Origin of the sequence: Streptomyces humicola (genome assembly GCF_024436035.1) — a bacterium.
In the GTDB taxonomy this organism is placed as follows: Bacteria; Actinomycetota; Actinomycetes; order Streptomycetales; family Streptomycetaceae; genus Streptantibioticus_B; species Streptantibioticus_B humicola.
This window is the reverse complement of sequence record NZ_JANFNG010000049.1, coordinates 18,916-34,875: the sequence shown is the minus strand read 5'-3', so window position 1 is coordinate 34,875 and position 15,960 is coordinate 18,916. Positions and strand designations below refer to the sequence as shown.

Genomic DNA, 15,960 nt, shown 5'->3' with positions numbered 1-15,960 from the left:
CAGGTCCAGCGCATCGTCATGGCCCGCAACCTCCCCTGACCACCCCCACCACCCCAGACACCGCTGCCGGCCGCCGGGGGGCCGGCAGCGGCACAACCACCGGTAGCAGTGGCGAGCCCCTCCTGGGAGCGGGAGCATGGAAGTGCTTCGGCATCCACCGCATCCAGGAGGAATGCCATGACCACTGCCAGAGAGATCATGCACGCAGGCGCGGCCTGGATCACCCGAGGGGTGATGCTCGACCGAGCTGCGGAACTGATGAGTGAGATGAACGTCGGAGCGCTCCCCATCGCCGACGAGAACGAACGCCTCTGTGGAATTCTCACCGACCGCGACATCGTCGTCGAGTGCGTGGCGAAGGGCAAAGACCCCCGCCGCACCACGGCGGGAGAACTCGCCCACGGCACCCCTCGCTGGATCGACGCCGACGCCGATGTCAGCGATGTCATGCAGGAGATGGAGTCTCACCAGATCCGCCGCCTGCCGGTGATCGAGAACAAACGGCTCGTCGGAATGATCAGCGAAGCCGATCTCGCACATCACCTGTCGGAGGCGCAGATCGCGGAATGGGTCGACAAGATCTACTCGCGCGCCGCGACGTAACCCGTCGCAACCATCTGAACCATTCAGTGAACCGCAGTGGCGGGGACGGCGCGCGAGGACTCGCCGTGAACGGGGGCACCCCGCCACCTGCCTTGCGCCAAATGGGACAACTTCATCAACTACTCCGCATCGGGATGGAGTTCTTGTCGTTGGTGGGGATGTGACGACCGAGCCTCTGCATCGCCGCCCGCCGGTGAATCCCTACGCTGCCCCGTATTCGGCACCGTCGTCAACAGGCATGGATTCCTTCGGCGGAGAGTGGCAGTTCGAGGCCGATCTCGCCGAACTCCTCGCCCAGAGCACGGCGACGACGAGCGGGAACGGCAATGCCCCGTTCACCGGCGCCGCGTACGAGCCGTACGAGTACTCCTCACCGGCGCCCCGCCCGTCGGCTGCCCGCAGCCACCGTCGCCGCAACCGCCTGCTGCGCCTGGTCGCCCGGCTCCGCCGCCCCGGCCCGGTCCTGTTGCTGCGCTGGCTCAGCCTGCTGATCGCCACGACGACCGCGGCCATCGTCACGATGATGAGCGTCCTCGGCGGGATGATCTCCTACGACCCGATGCGCCACCTGGCGTCGCTCGGCGTATCGCCGGGACTCGCCGGATGGTGGCCGCTGCTGGTCTTCGGCCCCTGGCTGGTCGCCTCGCTCTCCATCCTCCGGGCCGCCGTCCACCAGCGTCACGTCTCGCACTCGTGGGCCGTGGTCGTCTTCTTCTCCCTGATCGCCGTCTACCTCTGCGTCGCCCACGCCCAGAAGACGGTGACCAGCATGGCCGTCGCCGGGCTCCCGCCCGTCACGGCACTGGTCTCCTTCCACCAACTGGTCCGCCAGATCACGCTGACCAACCCGCCGAAGCACGCCCTGCCGCGTCAGCGCAGCACCCCAGGCCAGAGCAACTGACCCGGCCGGGCCGTCAGTTGCCGGAGACGGTCACCTGCTGGTCGTTCTGCAGCTCGGAGAAGAGCTGCTGGGCCTTGGTCTTGTCCCACAGCAGCGCATCGCCGTCCGTGGCCGTGTAGTAGTTCGGGTCGCCGACCGGCACGACCATGGACTTGCCATTGCCGCCGGAGACATCCTTCATCGCGAACATCATCTGCGCCAGGTCGTACAGGCTCATGCCCTTGTCGACGTTGAGCGTCTCCAGCCCGGCGCCGAGCACCGGGTAGAGCTTGAACGGGTTGAGCAGCACGCCGGGCGTCTCCGTCTGGTGGGCCACCGCCTGCAGGAACTGCTGCTGATGCTGCTCACGACCCAGGTCCTGGTTTGCCTCCTGGTGCCGTTCCCGCACGAACGACAGTGCCTGCGAGCCGTTGAACGTCTGACATCCGGCCTTGAAGTTGGCGCCCGACGCCTGGTCCACCATCGGCTTGCTCAGGCACATGTTGACGCCGCCGAGCGTGTTGACGAGATTGACGAAGCCGCCGAAGCCGATCTCCGCGTAGTGGTCGATGTGGATGCCCGTGTTGTATTCGACGGTCTGCGCCAGCAGCTGCCCGCCGCCCCAGGAGAAGGCCACGTTCAGCTTGTGCTTCGTCGCCGGGTAGTGCGTGCCGGTGGCGCCGGTGAACGCCGGTATCGTCACGTAGCTGTCGCGCGGCAGGCTCACCAGCGTGTCACCGTTCGATCCCACATGCAGGATCATCATGGTGTCGCTGTTGCCGTACTGGCCCTCGTTGTCGCTGCCCACGTGCAGCGCTTGCTGCTGCTGCGGCGTGAGGTTGCCACGGTTGTCCGAGCCGGCGATCAGGTAATTGGTGCCCTTGCCGAGGGCGGGGCGGTCCGGCAGCGCGCTCAGGTCGATGGTGCGGGTCAGCTTGGAGTCCGCCCAGAAGTACGTGGCGACGGACGTCACCGCGAGCACGACGACCAGCGTCAGCGCCGTCCAGCCGATCCGGCGGCGCCAGCTCCTCGGCCTGCGGACCCGGCCGCGGCCGCTACCCGGACCGCCGGGCCCGCCCGGGCCCCCGGGACCGCGGCCCGCGCGGTACGTCGTACCGCCCCCGTCGGCCATGCCCTGCCGGGGCACGCCGCCGCGCGACGCCGCGGCCCTGCGCGGCGACAGCTCGGGAGGCAGCGGCGGTTCGCCCTGCGACGGCTGCGGCGGCTGTGCATAGCCCCCGTAGCTGCCCGCACGCCGCTGGACGTGCGGCATCACGCGCGCACCGTCATCCGGCGCGCTGCCGTCGTTCCACCCTTCGGACCATCCGTTCATGCATCGCAGTGTGCACGCTCGACCTGGGATCAGTCCCGTTCGGGACAGTCCTGTAGCAGAGCTGATGGATTCGTCACACCGTTTCCATGATCGAACGCATGATCACCACACTCGCCGCATCGACGCGGTTCCCATCCGTAGCCGGTTTCCGCGGGTTCGGGTGATCACGTACTCATTGACCGCATCCGGCTGCGCACATGGCGTGAGTGGATCGAGTCCGACGAGCACGGCCACAGGCCCGCCCTCGACCACGTAACGTGACCACCGTGCACCGACAGTGAGCCCGATCGCGTGCGCCCAGCCGTCGGGGTGCAGACGCGCGCGCGACGAGCCATGCACGGTCACGCGCTCGCCCACGTACGGCAGCCGGCACGACGGCTCGCGCAGCCCCAGCGCGGCCGCGAGCCCCCTTACGGCGTCGGCGGAGTGCGCCCGCGGCGCGACGAGGACGAACGCGACCTGCCCCACCGCGGTCCGCTCCAGCCACGTCCAGGTGGCGAGCGAGTGGATCAGCTCGGGCGTCACCGCAGTACGAACCAGACGTCTTTGCCGGTCGCGGTCGGCACCGCGCCCCACTCGTCCGCGGTCTTGCTGAGCAGGAACATCCCGCGTCCGCGCTCGGAGAGGTAGTCGGGCTCACCGACGACGGGCAGCTCGGGTTCGCTGTCGCTGACGGTGACATGCACGCCGTCCTCGGTGCCGCGGAGGGTGAGGACGCACTCGGGCGAGGCGACGTGCTTGTGCACATTGCTGAGCAGCTCGGTCACGCACATCGCCGCCTCCCGCGCCAGATTGTCGCGTCCCCAGAGCCTCAACTGCGTGTGCACGGTGCGTCGTACGACGGCGAGGTGCCTCGGATCGGCACGCAGCCGCATCTGCCAGAAGTCAGGCGCGATCGGGGGAAGTTCGGACTCCATGGCCTCAACTGTCAGTGAGCGGGTCTAGCCTGACCAGTGACGAATCGGGTACGCGGCGTGAGTACGGGCGATCCGTCGGACTGGTACGAGGGGAGGCGGTCGGGGTGGCGGCTGTGGGCGGTGAAGGGTCTTCGAATCTCCGGTACTTCGGAGCACTGGTCAAGCTCTTCCGTGATTTGACGGGCATGACGCAGGCCGAACTGTCGGAGGCTGTGGGGTACTCGCTGGACACGGTCTCGTCAGTGGAGCAGGGGAGGCGACCACCGAGCCCCGTGTTCGTCGACAAGGTCGACGAGGTGCTCCACGCGAACGGCGTGCTGCGGGCGGGGAAGCCACATCTTGAGCGTGAGAAGTACCGGGCGTTTTTTGCGCAGTTCGCGGACGAGGAGCGGGGGGCGGTCAGCCTGCAGTCGTACGAGGCCATGGTTGTACCCGGTCTCCTGCAGACCGAACGTTACGCACAGGCCGTGATCGGCTACCGATGCCCACCGTTCGATGAAGAGGAGATCGAACGTCACGTGGCTGCTCGGCTCGAACGTCAGGCTTTGCTTACGCGTAAACCGCTCCCGATCCTGGGCTTCGTGATCGATGAGTCAGTTCTCTATCGCAAGGTGGGCGGCCGCGAGGTTCTCAAGGAACAGTTGCTGCATCTCGCAGACTGCTCCAGGCTTCGAAATCTCTCACTCCAGGTCATGCACTTCGACTCGGACGAACAACCTGGGCTCGACGGGTCGATGGTCCTGCTGGAGACGGCCGGACGTCAGAAGGTGGCGTACGTGGAAGTCCAGGGTGTGAGCCAATGGGTCTCAAAGCCTATAGAACTGAGCGTACTTGAGGCGCGCTATGGGATCATCCGTGCGCAAGCCCTGACGACCAGGGACTCGCTCGCGTTGATCGAGAAGGTGGCAGGGGAGCTATGAGCAACCTCCGGTGGTTCAAGAGCAGCTACAGCGGTAGTGAGGCCGGCAACTGCGTCGAGATAGCAATCGAGTGGCGCAAGTCCTCATACAGCGGCAACGAGGGCGGCAACTGCGTCGAGGTCGCTGCCTGCCCCCACACCGTCCACGTCCGTGACTCGAAGGACACGACCCGCCCGGCCCTTGCGTTCGCCCCCGCCGGGTGGACCGCTTTCATCCGCTACGCGATCTCGACGATCTGAGCCATAAGGGGAAGACCTCGGGGCCGAACAGCCCTACGCCACGATCCCTGGGGCGGTCGACTCTGGCACGAAGGGGGCCGCCGGCGGAGGTGCGCGATGGCCGAGCAGAGCACAGACGGGATCATGACGGCTCCGTGTCTGGAGCTGTCGACGAGCCGCATCGACGGCTGGTCCCTCGCGGAGGTGGCAGGCGAGCTCGATCTGGCCACCTGCCCGCAGCTTCAGGAATTCGTGGGTGTCGTTCTCGCCGACCATGGTGGTCCCACCCGGGCCATCGTGGATCTTGCGGGTGTCACCTTCTGCGATGTCCATGGCCTCAGCACGCTGGCGAGCATTAACGGCAGAGCCAGGCGCCAGGGGTACCAGGTCCGGTTCGTGTGCCCGGAGGGGCCCGTGCGCCGGCTCTTCAGGCTGCTCGGGGATACGCACGCCCTGCCGCTGTACGACACCACGGGCGATGCCCTCGCCGCCGGCGACGAGCAACCGTGATCACTCGGGCGCGATAAGGCTGCGTATGCTGGGCGGCGATGGTCACCGCCGAAGGTCCGACGTTCGTCGAACTCGCCCGCCAAGCCCTGTCGTCGGTGGAGCACGGCTACGACCTGCTGGCTCCGAAGTTCGATCGCACCCCGTTCCGGACCCCGGATGCCATTCTCGACGCCGTGGCGCGGCAGGTGCAGGCCATGGGTGTCTTCGACAGCGGCCTGGACCTGTGCTGCGGCACCGGCGCGGGCATGGGCGTCCTGCGGCAGGCGTGCCGCGAGCGGATCACGGGCGTCGACGTCAGTGCGGGCATGCTCGCGGTCGGCCGCCGCGCGGTGCCGGAGACAGCGGACGGGCCGCATGTGGCGTGGGTGCGCGCGGATGCGCGTGCGCTGCCGTTCGGGCCGGTCTTCGACCTGGCGGTGAGTTTCGGGGCGTTCGGACACTTCCTGCCATGGGAGTGGCCCGGCCTGTTCGCCCAGGTCCACGCGGTGCTGCGGCCGGGTGGCTGCTTCGTCTTCCCCATCGCGGCACCGGCCCGCCCGGGATCCTCGTCCTACCTGGCCGTGCTCGCCTTCGACGCGGCGATGCGGGTGCGCAACCTGTTGTGGCGTCCGCCCTTCGTCATGTACTACCGCTCCTTCCGCCTCGCCCCCGTACGCGATGAGCTGACCCGCGCGGGCTTCACCGTGCACCTGCGCGACCTGCCGGAGCTCGGCCGCCGCCCCGACGGCAGCCCTTGCTTCCGGCTAGTGGTGGCGGCCTGCGACTAGAAGTCGCTGCTGTCGAGCTCCATGGAGTACGGGTGTGGCAGCCGGATCGGCGAGCTGACGGTGGAATTCGGGGAGGAGATCGACCTGAAGCCGCTCGGCCTCGGCCTCAAGTTCGTCACCGAGGACTTCCCGCGCGACTGACGCGCGCCCCGCGCCCGCGTCAGACCTGGTACGGGTGCGCCGTGCGCGCCTCGCGCAACGCGCGGGCCCACCACAGCAGTTGGTCGAGCATCGTCTTCGCCGCCGCGTTGCACCCCTCCGGGCTGGTGGGCCGGCCCTCCGGATCGAACTGTTCCCACGCGACGTGGAAGCTCACCGTGTCCCGGATCGTCACCGCGTGCAGTTCGGCGAAGACCAGCCGGAGGTGTTCGACGGCGCGCAGGCCGCCGGAGATGCCGCCGTAGGAGATGAAGCCGACCGGCTTGGCGTGCCACTCCTGGTTGTGCCAGTCGATGACGTTCTTCAGCGAGGCGGGGAAGCTGTGGTTGTACTCGGGGGTGACGACGACGAATGCGTCGGCCGCCGCCAGACGGGGGCTCAGGCCGTTGAGCAGTCGAGCGGACTGAGGCGACGGGTCCTTGCCGAAGTCCGGCTGCTTGAGCGGGAGCGGGAAGTCCTCGAGGTCGATGACGTCGACGTCCAGGCCCGCGCTCTCACGTGCATGGTCGACGAACCACCGCGTCACCGTCGGACCGAAGCGTCCCTCGCGAACGCTGGCGGTCATCGCGGCGATCCGCGGAGTGGTGTTTCCGGGCATGGCGGTCCTCCCGCTGCCGGGGCCGACGATGACGCGGCGACCAAGTGCATGAAGCGGCTGCTCGTACGAGCAGCCTGTATCCATGAATGTACGGCTGTATGACAGAACGGGTATATAGGCTGTACGGGTGGAAAAATGCGCCAAACCGATAAATGCACTCGTCTGGACGGAAGGCTGCACTACGTCGGCGCCTCACCCGGTCGGCGGGGAGACCCGACCTGGAAGAGAGGACTCCCGTGACCGCCGTCCCGAAGAGCAGATCCACCGGTACTCCGCGACGGGTCTCAGTCATGATCGCAGCCTTCGCGCTCACCCTCGTCGGGTGCGTCGGCGCGATCGGGCACCGCATGGGCGACTCGGCGTACGTCGGCCACGACGCCGCCGCCTACTGCAGCCATCCACGGCGGCCTATCCCCACGCGGCTGGGCGAATGGCAACCGGTCGAGCGTGCCATGGGACGCATCGGGATGATGACCAACGGCATCGTCTTCCGAATTCCCCTCCCGCGCCGGGACTTGAAGGTCAAGGCCGGCGGCGTGGAGATCCAGCCGTCGCTCGCCCTCAACGGCGACGCGGCCTTCGCCCGTTACTGCGACGGCGTCATCCTCATGGGTGACCTGGTCGTCACCGAGCCCGAAATCATGCCCGCCACACGGCAGTTGCAGGAGGCAGGGTTCACGCAGACCGCCATCCACAAGCACCTGCCCCAGTCCACCCCCTCGGTCTGGTGGATGCACTTCACGGCCAAGGGCGACCCGGTCTCCCTCGCCCGGCGCCTGAAGTCCGTCGTCGACGTCACCGGCGCGCCGTACATCGGCAAGCCGACCCCGCCGCCCGGCGCGCACCCCCTCGACCTCAACCAGAAGGCCATTGACCAGGCGATCGGCCGCAAGGGCATCGCCGACGGGCGGATGTACGAGTACTTCCTGCCGCGACGCGAGACCATCGTCGCCGACGGGCACGTCCTCCCCCCGGAGATCGGTGTCAACACCGTGATCAAGATCCAGGGCCTGGGCGGCGGCAGGGCCGCGATCAACGGCGACCTGCTGGCGACTGCCGGGGAGGTCAACCCCGTCCTTGCCGCCCTCGTCAAGGGCGGTATCCGGCCCGTCGAGGTGCACAACCACATGCTGGACGAGAGCCCTCGCATCTTCTTCATCCACTACTGGGCGGTCGGTGACGCCACAACCCTGGCGACGAAGCTCCGGTCGGCGCTCGACGTCACCAACCTCAAGCCGCAGCCCGCACCCGCACCCGCATCCGCACCGGATCCGTCCACCACGACGGCCTCGCATCCGCGGTCGGTCTCACCGTCCGCAACTGCCGACGACCAGGGCGGGAACGGCTCCGACTCCACGGGCTCGTCCGACTCCCCGGGCGACGCCGGCGGCTCCGATTCGGGCGGAACGGCAGGGTCCTGAAACCGAGGTCCTAGATCCTGGTGGTTAATTGGCACAGCGCCACTGCGGCGGGTGGCTCTCGTTCACGGACCCTGGTGGCTAATTACTCAGCGTTTGAGCACGCTGAGTAATTAGCCACCAGGGTCGTCCTAGAGTAGAGAACATGCTCGACGACCTCGCCCCGAAGCCCACCTCTGCTTCGCGGGTCACCCTCTCGCACATCATGTCGGCCCAACACAGCAATCTGCTGGGCACCGTGCACGGCGGCGTCATCATGAAACTCGTCGATGACGCCGCAGGTGCCGTCGCCGGGCGGCACTCCGGCGGTCCTGCGGTGACCGGGGCGATGGACGAGATGGCGTTCCTCGAACCGGTCAAGATCGGGGACCTGGTGCACGTCAAGGCCCAGGTCAACTGGACCGGACGCAGCTCGATGGAGATCGGCGTGCGGGTGATGGCCGAGCGGTGGAACGAATCCACCCCGGCCCAGCAGGTCGCCAGCGCCTACCTGGTGTTCGTAGCGGTGGACGCGGACGGCAAGCCGCGTCCCGTGCCGCAGGTCGTGCCCGAGACGGACCGGGACCGGCGGCGGTGGCAGGAGGCGCAGATCCGCCGCACCCACCGGCTCGCCAGGCGCCGCGCGATCATGGAGCTGCGCGACCAGCGCGCCGCCGAAGGGCTCGACGACTGACGTCGCACGGGCCGCTACGAGCAGACGACCTGGTCGCCGGTGAGCGCGGCGATGCCCGTGCTGTCGTCGACCCAGGGGGTGGGGTCATCGGTACGCACCTGCCGCACCGAGCGGTAGGCCGAGCCCACCGTCACCCGCATCACCGGGCCCTGGCCCTTGACCGCGTGCAGCACCGAGCCGGGCAGCGCAGTGGCGAGCGAACGCATGGAGTCATCCCAGCGCGGGTCGTACGAGATCACCGTACGGGCCGCCTTCTGCGGGACGCCCGACACCGCCCAGGCCGAGAATCCGGTGGCGTGCAACGCCTCCGCGGTGCGCAGTGCGAGCCCCGGCCTGCCCGTGCCGTTCATCACCTCGACATTGATCGTCGCCGGGTCGACATCCACCGGGATGCCCTGGGGCGCATGGCGCTTGCGGTGGTGGACGGCGAGCGGGTGGTCGTGACGGACGGCGTCGAACAGCTTCGACGCGGCCTTCTGGTTCCACGTCACGGTGGTCCCGACATGCGGCACCCGGAAGTGGGCGTTGGCGACCGGAACGGTGGTGAACTCCGAGGAGCTCGGAGAGAAGTTCCGCATCGCCTGCGCCAGATTGAGCAGATCGGCCGAGCTGAGCTGCTTGTCGGCGCGTACGGAGGCGAGCGCGGTGTTCACCGTCCGGGCGAGCCGGGACGGGTCGAGCAGTACCCCGCTGCTGGTCGCGCGCTGGATGACCTGGGCCATGAAGCGCTGCTGGCGCTCCATGCGGCCGAAGTCCGAGGTGCCGTCGACGTAGCGGGAGCGCACATACTCCAGTGCACGGCCCCCGCCCAGAACGGTGGTGCCCGCGGGCAGGACGAGGCCGGACTTCGGGTCGTGGAGCGGGCGGGCGGTGCACACCGGGACGCCGCCGAGGGCGTCCACGGTCTGCATGAAGCTGGTGAAGTCCATCTCCAGGTAGTGGTCGATGTGGACCTGCGTCAGCTGTTCGACCATGCGGACGGTCAGGCTGGGGCCGCCCTCCGCGTATGCCGCGTTGATCCTGGCGGGATGGGTGCCGGGGCTGGTGCTGGTGCTGGTGCTGGTGCTGGTGCCGGTGCCGGGGCGGCGGCCGTCGCCGGGCCCGCGGTTCGGGAGCCGCACGTAGGTGTCGCGGGGGATGCTGACGACGCTCAGCCGCGAACGGTCGGCCGACAGGTGCGCCAGCATGATCGTGTCGGTGCAGTGGCATGCCCAGCCACCCAGGTGGTAGAGCCTTTTCTCCGCAGGAGTGATGCTGTCGCGGCCGTCGGTGCCGACCAGCAGGAAGGTGGTGCCGGGGTCGGGCGGGGGGCGGTGGTCGAGTCCCCCGAAGGCGTCGATCCGGGCGATGTGCTCGCCGAGGCTGCTGATGGCCGCGTTGCTGAGGCCGCTGGTGGTCAGGACGGCGAGGGAGACGACCCCGGCGAGCCGCATCATGCGGCGCTTGCGGCGGACGGCCGCATGGCGCGGGGTGCTGTGCGGGGCGAGGCGTGGGGCGTGACGCGGGGCGGGGCGGGCTCCGGTCCGGCGGCCAAGGGCAGGTCCCTGCATGAGCGCACCTCCGCCTCGTTGATCGAATCGCGTGATCGGTTTATGTGATCAGTTGATGTGAGCGGTCGCCGAATCGATCACCCTAGGCGGATGCCGCGCTGCTCCGGCGCATCCACGCCGCCGCAGCCGCTGCGCCACTCGGGCGGCGCGCGTCGCACTGGGCCGTTCGCGGTAACGTTTGGGCCGATGAACGCCACCACCCCTGACACCCCCGCGGTCTCCGTGATCATGCCGGTGCTCAACGAGGAGCGGCACCTGCGCGCCTCCGTCCGGCACATCCTGGAGCAGCAGTACGCGGGCGAGCTCGAAGTCGTTATCGCCCTCGGTCCGTCCACTGACCGTACCGACGAGATCGCCGCCGAGCTGGTGCGGGAGGACCCCCGGGTCCACACCGTCCCCAACCCCTCCGGCCGTACCCCGGCCGCGCTCAACGCCGCGGTCAAGGCGTCCCGCCACCCCGTCGTCGTCCGCGTCGACGGGCACGGCATGCTCTCGCCCGACTACATCGCCACCGCGGTACGGCTGCTCGACGAGACGGGCGCCGCGAACGTCGGCGGGGTGATGCACGCGGAGGGCGAGAACGCCTGGGAACGGGCCGTCGCCGCGGCCATGACATCGAAGATCGGCGTCGGCAACGCGGCGTTCCACACCGGGGGCGTGGCGGGCCCGGCCGAGACCGTCTACCTCGGGGTCTTCCGGCGCGAGGTGCTGGAGCAGCAGGGCGGCTACAACGAGGAGTTCATCCGCGCCCAGGACTGGGAGCTGAACTACCGCATCCGTGAGGCGGGCGGGCTGATCTGGTTCTCGCCCGACCTGAAGGTCTCCTACCGGCCGCGGCCGAACGTGCGCGAACTCGCCAAGCAGTACCGCAACTACGGGCGGTGGAGGCATGTCGTGGCCCGCTACCACTCCGGCTCGATCAATCTGCGCTATCTCGCGCCGCCCGCGGCCCTGCTCGCCGTCGCGGCGGGCGCGCTGGCCGGCGCGCTGGTGCACCCGGTCGGCTGGATCGTTCCCGTTGGGTACGTGGCGGGGATCGCCCTCGGATCGCTGCCGGCCGGGAAAGGCCTGGACGCGGGGGCGCGGCTGCGGATACCGGTCGCGCTGGCGACCATGCACATGTCGTGGGGCTGGGGCTTCCTGACCAGCCCGCGCGCGCTGGCGCGGAAGGTCATCGCAAGCCGCCGGTAGACCTGGGCGACTTCCTCAGCAGTGCGGCGAGGACGCGGCCTTCGCCGGTGTCGGCGCAGTCGTGGGCGTCGGAGTGGCGAACGGCTGGCCGGGAGCGGTGAAGTCACGGCCCAGTGTGAGCGTCATCGGCTGGCGGAACGCCGCCATCGTGGTGCCCTCCTTCAGCGCGGAGGCGGGCAGGTCCATCATCTTCGCCAGCCGCCGGGCCTGGTCGGCCTGGTTCGGGGCGTAGTCGAGTGTCGTGGTGGCGACCGGGTGCGAGGCGGGGCCGGCGTTGGTGGAGCGGGTGACGCCGTTGCTGTTCTGCAGCCAGCTGAGCACGGCCTGCGAGGAGCCGAACCTGCCCGTGCCGTCGAAGATGTTGACGCGGACGTTGATCGGTGCGGCCATCGGGCCGCGCAGCGCGTCGGTCGCGGCGGCGGCATCGGCCGTCCGGCTCACGGTCGGGGAGGGGTCGGGCGAGGCCGTGGCCGTCGACGCGGACGTGCACGAGGGGGTGCGGTGGCCGTAGAGCAGATAGCCCCCGACACCGCCTCCGATAATCGCCAGGGCGGCGGTGCAGCCGAGCCAGACGGGTATCCGCCCCCTCGGGGATCTGCGCTGCTCGGCGCGGCGGCGGCCGCGCGCGGCGGCGCGGCCCTCCGGGCGCGGAGGTATGTCGGCGGGTGCGGGTGCGGGTGCGGGCGCCGGCTCGTAGTGCGGCGCGGGTGCGGGCTCGTAGTGCGGCGCGGGCGCGCCGCCGCCGTCGAGGCGCATCTGGTAGCTGCCCGTCGCCGGATCGAAGACCCACTGGTCGGCGGGGTCGATCCCGCTGTGCTGGTCCACGGTTTACCAACCCCTCCCTCGCCGTCGCGGGGTCACTCTAGCGGTTTGACTCATGGCAAATGTCGTGGTCCGCGGTGGTCCCCCGATAGGTGGGATCCGCCCCGCCCGGCGGCGGAGAGGTCACCGGCGGCGACGACGCCGGCGGGCGGAGCCCGGGGCCCAGCGATTGCACCGCCACCTGCCGGTCGTCGCGCAGCGCCGCGAAGAGCACCGCCGCCTGCGGCTGCACCAACTGGTCGCGGTTGACGTCGTACGGATACGGCTCGCGCGGCACCGTGAGAAACCGCACCCTGCGCATCGGGATGTCCTGCACGCCGCTCACCAGGTCGTACAGCTTGGACATCGAGTTCAGCCCCGGGTCCGTGCTCAGCGACGACGTCGCGGCGTCGAGCACCGGGTAGAGCTTCGCCGGATCGAGCAGCACCCCCTCGCTCTCGGTCTTCCTCAGCAGCGAGGCGAGGAAGGCCTGCTGCCGGTCCATCCGCTCGGTGTCGCTGCCGTCGCCGAAGCCATGGCGCGCCCGCACATATCCCAGCGCCTTCTCGCCGTCGAGCATCTGCCGTCCCGCGGGCAGGTCGAGGCGGGCCTCCTTGTCATGGATCGGGTACGGCGTGCACACCTCGACCCCGCCCACCGCGTCGACCATCTTCTTGAAGCCGGTGAAGTCCACGGTCACGTGGTGGTCGATGCGCACGCCGGTGAGCTGCTCGACCGTGCGGATGGTGCAGGCCGTACCGCCCCAGGAGAATGCCCAGTTGAACTGGGCGAGCCCGGCCGTCGTCCGGCTGCCGTCCGGCCGGGTGCACCTGGGGACGCGGACCATCAGGTCGCGCGGGATGCTCACCGCCGTCACGCTGCGGCGGCCCGCGGCCAGATGCATCAGGATGACGGTGTCGGAGCGTGCGGTGCCGGTGTCCCTGCCGTACGAGCCGTCGGAACCGCTGCGGCGGTCCGTGCCGATGATCAGTACGTTCTCCGCGCCTGTCCTCGACGGATCGGGCCGTTCCTTCATGTACTTGCGCAGCTCTGCCTCCACACCGGTGTCGGTGTGGATGTTGCTGTCGAGCTGGTGCCACAGGAACCAGACGGTTCCGGCGGTGGCGAGCAGCAGGGCGGCCAGGGCGAGCGCGGCCATGCGCAGCCGGCGGCGCCGCCGTCGTCGTCGTGATGCGGGTGTCCGAGCGCTGTCGGCCACGTCCGGCCCCCTCCCTGACAGTGCGGCGCTGATTGTGCGGCGGTCACGGCGGTCCTCATCGATCGTCGCCCAGTCAGGCCTGTACGGCCCGAGGGTGCGGGCCGTACGGGTGGTCAGGGGTCAGTCGGCCATGTGCGTGATCTTCTCGCTCTCGCGGCGGCGCGCCAGCTCGTCGGGGCCGAGCCGCTGCAGGTGGCGGCAGAGCACCACGGAGCCGCCCGCCGCGAGCGGTGCGAGCAGCCCGGCGGCCAGGCCCTCCCAGCCGTCGTAGGCCAGGCCCGACAACAGCCGTGACCCGGGCCCGAGCCCCAGTGCCCCGGCGCTGCGCCGGGCACGCTCGACGACCTCGGCGCCGCTGAGCTCGCTGCCGTCCGGGAGCGCGAGCGCGGGCGCTTGCGGGTCGACGGGCGTGTACGGGACGAAACGGTCGCCCTGACTCGGCACTTCGACGGCGTAGTCGAGGAAGCCCTCCGGGGTCTGCGGGAAGCGGGCGCCGAGCGGCCGCAGCGCCAGCGCGATCCGCTCCCCCTTGCACGCCCGCGCCTCCTCGAGCGACTCCGGCCCGCTGACGACGAGGTCGGCGGCGGCGGGATCGCCGGCGGGGGCGGCGACGACGCCGGCGGAGAAGCAGGCGATCAGCCAGGCGGCGGTCTGCCAGTGCGCGGGGAGCAGCAGGGACACCCGGTCGCCCGGGGAGGCGGCGAGGTCGTCCTGGAGGAGGTTGGCGGTCTTCGCCACCCAGTTGGCGAAGGTGGCCACCGACAGCTCGACGCGCTCGCCGGTGGCGTCGTCGTAGTACGTGAGCAGCGGTCGCGCCGGATCGGCGGCGAGCGCGGCGGCCAGCAGGCCGGCAGGGGTGCGGGCTGTGTCGTTCACACGGGAAAGGTTAGGGGCAGCCACTGACGTTACGTCGGGTGGCGGACTGGGCATCAGCTGACGAGTAGACATATCTGTCTGTTATGCGACGATTCATTCCATGCGTCCAACTATCTTGCGCTCGGTCGGGGCGGCCTCGATCGGGGCGGCGTGGGCCTGTGCTGCTGCGCTGATCCTGCCGTCGGCGTTCCACGCCATGGCGCGCGCTGCCGAACCCGATGCGGGCAGCACCCTCACGCTTCCCCTCGTGTCGCTCGGCGGCCCCCCGTCCATGCGGGGGATAGCGGCCGCCCACGTCGAAGGACTCCCCTCACGGACTGTCAAGCCGTTCGCGCTGCTCGGCATCACCTGGGACGACGCCTTCGCCCAGCTGGACGGCACGGTGGAGGTGCGTACCCGCTCGATCGCGACCCACCGCTGGTCCGGCTGGCAGCAGCTGGAGTCGGACAGCGACGACGTCCCCGACCCGAACTCCGTCGAACGCCAGGGCGACCATGTGCGCGGCAGCACCCCGCCGCTGTGGGTCGGCGACTCCGACGGCGTACAGGTGCGCATCGCCCCCACGGCCGCCACCCGCCGCGCGGGCACACCTCAACTCCCGCGCGGGCTGAGGCTCGACCTGGTCGACCCGGGCAGCGCAGCGGACCCCGCCGGCGCCGGGGAGCCTCTGGTGCTCCCGGCCCAGGCCGCCCCGCGGAACCGTGCCGCCGCAGCGGCACGCGCCGGACTGCGGCCGAGGATCATCACGCGGGTCGGCTGGGGCGCCAACCGCCGCCTCCGCTCGGGCGGCTTCCTGTACAACCCGACCGTCAAGGCGGTCTTCGTCCACCACACCGCCACCGGCAACCACTACAGCTGCAGCGAGGCCCCGAGGATCATCCGCGCCATCTACCGCTACCACGTCAGGAGCCTGCACTGGCGTGACATCGGCTACAACTTCCTCGTCGACAAGTGCGGCAGGATCTACGAGGGCCGCGCAGGCGGAGTCTCCCGGTCCGTCATGGGCGCCCACACCTTCGGCTTCAACCGCAACACGGTCGGCATCGCGGTCATCGGCAGCTACAACAGGACACGGCCGTCGTCGGCGGCGATTCACGCCCTGGCACGCCTGACCGCATGGAAGCTCGGCCGGTACGGCCACCGCGCCGACGGCAACGTCTGGCTGGTCTCCGGCGGCGGCAACAAGTACCGGGCAGGCCGACGCGTCAGGTTCGCCCGCATCTCCGGCCACCGCGACGGAAACATCACCACATGCCCGGGAGCCCGCCTCTACGCGAAGCTGCCCGAGGTGCGCAGGGAGGCCGCGCGTCTGCAGGGATACCGGTGA

The 15,960-nt window shown here is 69.8% G+C and carries 18 protein-coding genes; 10 read left to right on the top strand and 8 right to left on the bottom strand.

Going from position 1 to position 15,960, the window contains the following annotated elements; all coding sequences use genetic code 11:
• Window positions 1-177 precede the first annotated feature (177 nt).
• Both NGB36_RS32075 and NGB36_RS32070 read left to right on the top strand, forming a co-directional pair.
• Window positions 178-603 carry a CBS domain-containing protein gene (locus NGB36_RS32075; protein ID WP_255924138.1) on the top strand — a complete coding sequence of 142 codons (426 nt, stop codon included), beginning with the start codon at window positions 178-180 and terminating at the stop codon, window positions 601-603.
• A gap of 238 nt (window positions 604-841) precedes the next feature.
• Window positions 842-1,504 (top strand): DUF2637 domain-containing protein, encoded by a 663-nt coding sequence (locus NGB36_RS32070; protein ID WP_255924137.1) that lies wholly within the window; start codon window positions 842-844, stop codon window positions 1,502-1,504.
• Window positions 1,505-1,517: 13 nt separating this feature from the next.
• Here the strand turns inward: NGB36_RS32070 and NGB36_RS32065 are convergent, their stop codons facing one another.
• The 3 genes from NGB36_RS32065 to NGB36_RS32055 form a co-directional block, all read right to left on the bottom strand.
• Window positions 1,518-2,816, bottom strand: a complete 1,299-nt coding sequence (locus tag NGB36_RS32065; protein ID WP_255924136.1) for an LCP family protein — start codon at window positions 2,814-2,816, stop codon at window positions 1,518-1,520.
• Window positions 2,817-2,918: 102 nt separating this feature from the next.
• Window positions 2,919-3,341, bottom strand: a complete 423-nt coding sequence (locus NGB36_RS32060) for a hypothetical protein (protein ID WP_255924135.1) — start codon at window positions 3,339-3,341, stop codon at window positions 2,919-2,921.
• On the bottom strand, window positions 3,338-3,733 hold the full coding sequence (locus NGB36_RS32055; protein ID WP_255924133.1) for an ATP-binding protein: 396 nt from the start codon (window positions 3,731-3,733) through the stop codon (window positions 3,338-3,340). Before NGB36_RS32055 ends, NGB36_RS32060 begins: the two co-directional genes overlap by 4 nt.
• A 104-nt stretch (window positions 3,734-3,837) precedes the next feature.
• On the opposite strand from NGB36_RS32055, the gene NGB36_RS32050 reads away from it, so the two are divergent.
• The 4 genes from NGB36_RS32050 (at window position 3,838) to NGB36_RS32035 (ending at window position 6,148) form a co-directional block, all read left to right on the top strand.
• The gene (locus NGB36_RS32050) at window positions 3,838-4,653 is read left to right on the top strand and encodes a helix-turn-helix domain-containing protein (RefSeq protein WP_255924132.1); all 816 of its coding nucleotides are present in this window, start codon (window positions 3,838-3,840) and stop codon (window positions 4,651-4,653) included.
• Complete coding sequence (locus NGB36_RS32045; protein WP_255924131.1) at window positions 4,650-4,892, top strand: DUF397 domain-containing protein; 243 nt, start codon at window positions 4,650-4,652, stop codon at window positions 4,890-4,892. The genes NGB36_RS32050 and NGB36_RS32045 overlap by 4 nt, the downstream gene beginning before the upstream one ends.
• 96 nt (window positions 4,893-4,988) lie before the next feature.
• A complete protein-coding gene (locus tag NGB36_RS32040; protein ID WP_255924130.1) occupies window positions 4,989-5,381 on the top strand; it encodes an STAS domain-containing protein in 393 nt (130 codons plus the stop codon).
• A 38-nt stretch (window positions 5,382-5,419) separates the two neighbouring features.
• Complete coding sequence (locus NGB36_RS32035) at window positions 5,420-6,148, top strand: class I SAM-dependent methyltransferase (RefSeq protein ID WP_255924129.1); 729 nt, start codon at window positions 5,420-5,422, stop codon at window positions 6,146-6,148.
• 160 nt (window positions 6,149-6,308) lie between these two features.
• On the opposite strand, the gene NGB36_RS32030 is transcribed toward NGB36_RS32035, so the two are convergent.
• Window positions 6,309-6,905, bottom strand: a complete 597-nt coding sequence (locus NGB36_RS32030; RefSeq protein ID WP_255924128.1) for an NADPH-dependent FMN reductase — start codon at window positions 6,903-6,905, stop codon at window positions 6,309-6,311.
• A gap of 290 nt (window positions 6,906-7,195) precedes the next feature.
• Here NGB36_RS32030 and NGB36_RS32025 point away from each other — a divergent pair, with 290 nt between their 5' ends.
• Together NGB36_RS32025 and NGB36_RS32020 are read left to right on the top strand one after the other, a co-directional pair.
• Complete coding sequence (locus tag NGB36_RS32025) at window positions 7,196-8,326, top strand: DUF1259 domain-containing protein (protein ID WP_255924127.1); 1,131 nt, start codon at window positions 7,196-7,198, stop codon at window positions 8,324-8,326.
• A 142-nt stretch (window positions 8,327-8,468) separates the two neighbouring features.
• A complete protein-coding gene (locus NGB36_RS32020) occupies window positions 8,469-8,996 on the top strand; it encodes an acyl-CoA thioesterase (RefSeq protein ID WP_255924126.1) in 528 nt (175 codons plus the stop codon).
• 14 nt (window positions 8,997-9,010) lie between these two features.
• Here the strand turns inward: NGB36_RS32020 and NGB36_RS32015 are convergent, their stop codons facing one another.
• Window positions 9,011-10,546 (bottom strand): LCP family protein, encoded by a 1,536-nt coding sequence (locus NGB36_RS32015; protein ID WP_255924125.1) that lies wholly within the window; start codon window positions 10,544-10,546, stop codon window positions 9,011-9,013.
• A 186-nt stretch (window positions 10,547-10,732) separates the two neighbouring features.
• Here NGB36_RS32015 and NGB36_RS32010 point away from each other — a divergent pair, with 186 nt between their 5' ends.
• On the top strand, window positions 10,733-11,737 hold the full coding sequence (locus NGB36_RS32010; RefSeq protein WP_255924124.1) for a glycosyltransferase family 2 protein: 1,005 nt from the start codon (window positions 10,733-10,735) through the stop codon (window positions 11,735-11,737).
• A gap of 15 nt (window positions 11,738-11,752) precedes the next feature.
• On the opposite strand, the gene NGB36_RS33560 is transcribed toward NGB36_RS32010, so the two are convergent.
• The 3 genes from NGB36_RS33560 to NGB36_RS31995 form a co-directional block, all read right to left on the bottom strand.
• Window positions 11,753-12,562 (bottom strand): LytR C-terminal domain-containing protein, encoded by an 810-nt coding sequence (locus tag NGB36_RS33560; protein WP_255924123.1) that lies wholly within the window; start codon window positions 12,560-12,562, stop codon window positions 11,753-11,755.
• A gap of 37 nt (window positions 12,563-12,599) precedes the next feature.
• A complete protein-coding gene (locus NGB36_RS32000; RefSeq protein WP_372509582.1) occupies window positions 12,600-13,757 on the bottom strand; it encodes an LCP family protein in 1,158 nt (385 codons plus the stop codon).
• Between the two features lie 120 nt (window positions 13,758-13,877).
• Window positions 13,878-14,633 carry a TIGR03089 family protein gene (locus NGB36_RS31995; RefSeq protein ID WP_255924122.1) on the bottom strand — a complete coding sequence of 252 codons (756 nt, stop codon included), beginning with the start codon at window positions 14,631-14,633 and terminating at the stop codon, window positions 13,878-13,880.
• Window positions 14,634-14,733: 100 nt separating this feature from the next.
• Between NGB36_RS31995 and NGB36_RS31990 the strand changes: the two genes are divergently transcribed.
• On the top strand, window positions 14,734-15,960 hold the full coding sequence (locus NGB36_RS31990; protein WP_255924121.1) for a peptidoglycan recognition protein family protein: 1,227 nt from the start codon (window positions 14,734-14,736) through the stop codon (window positions 15,958-15,960).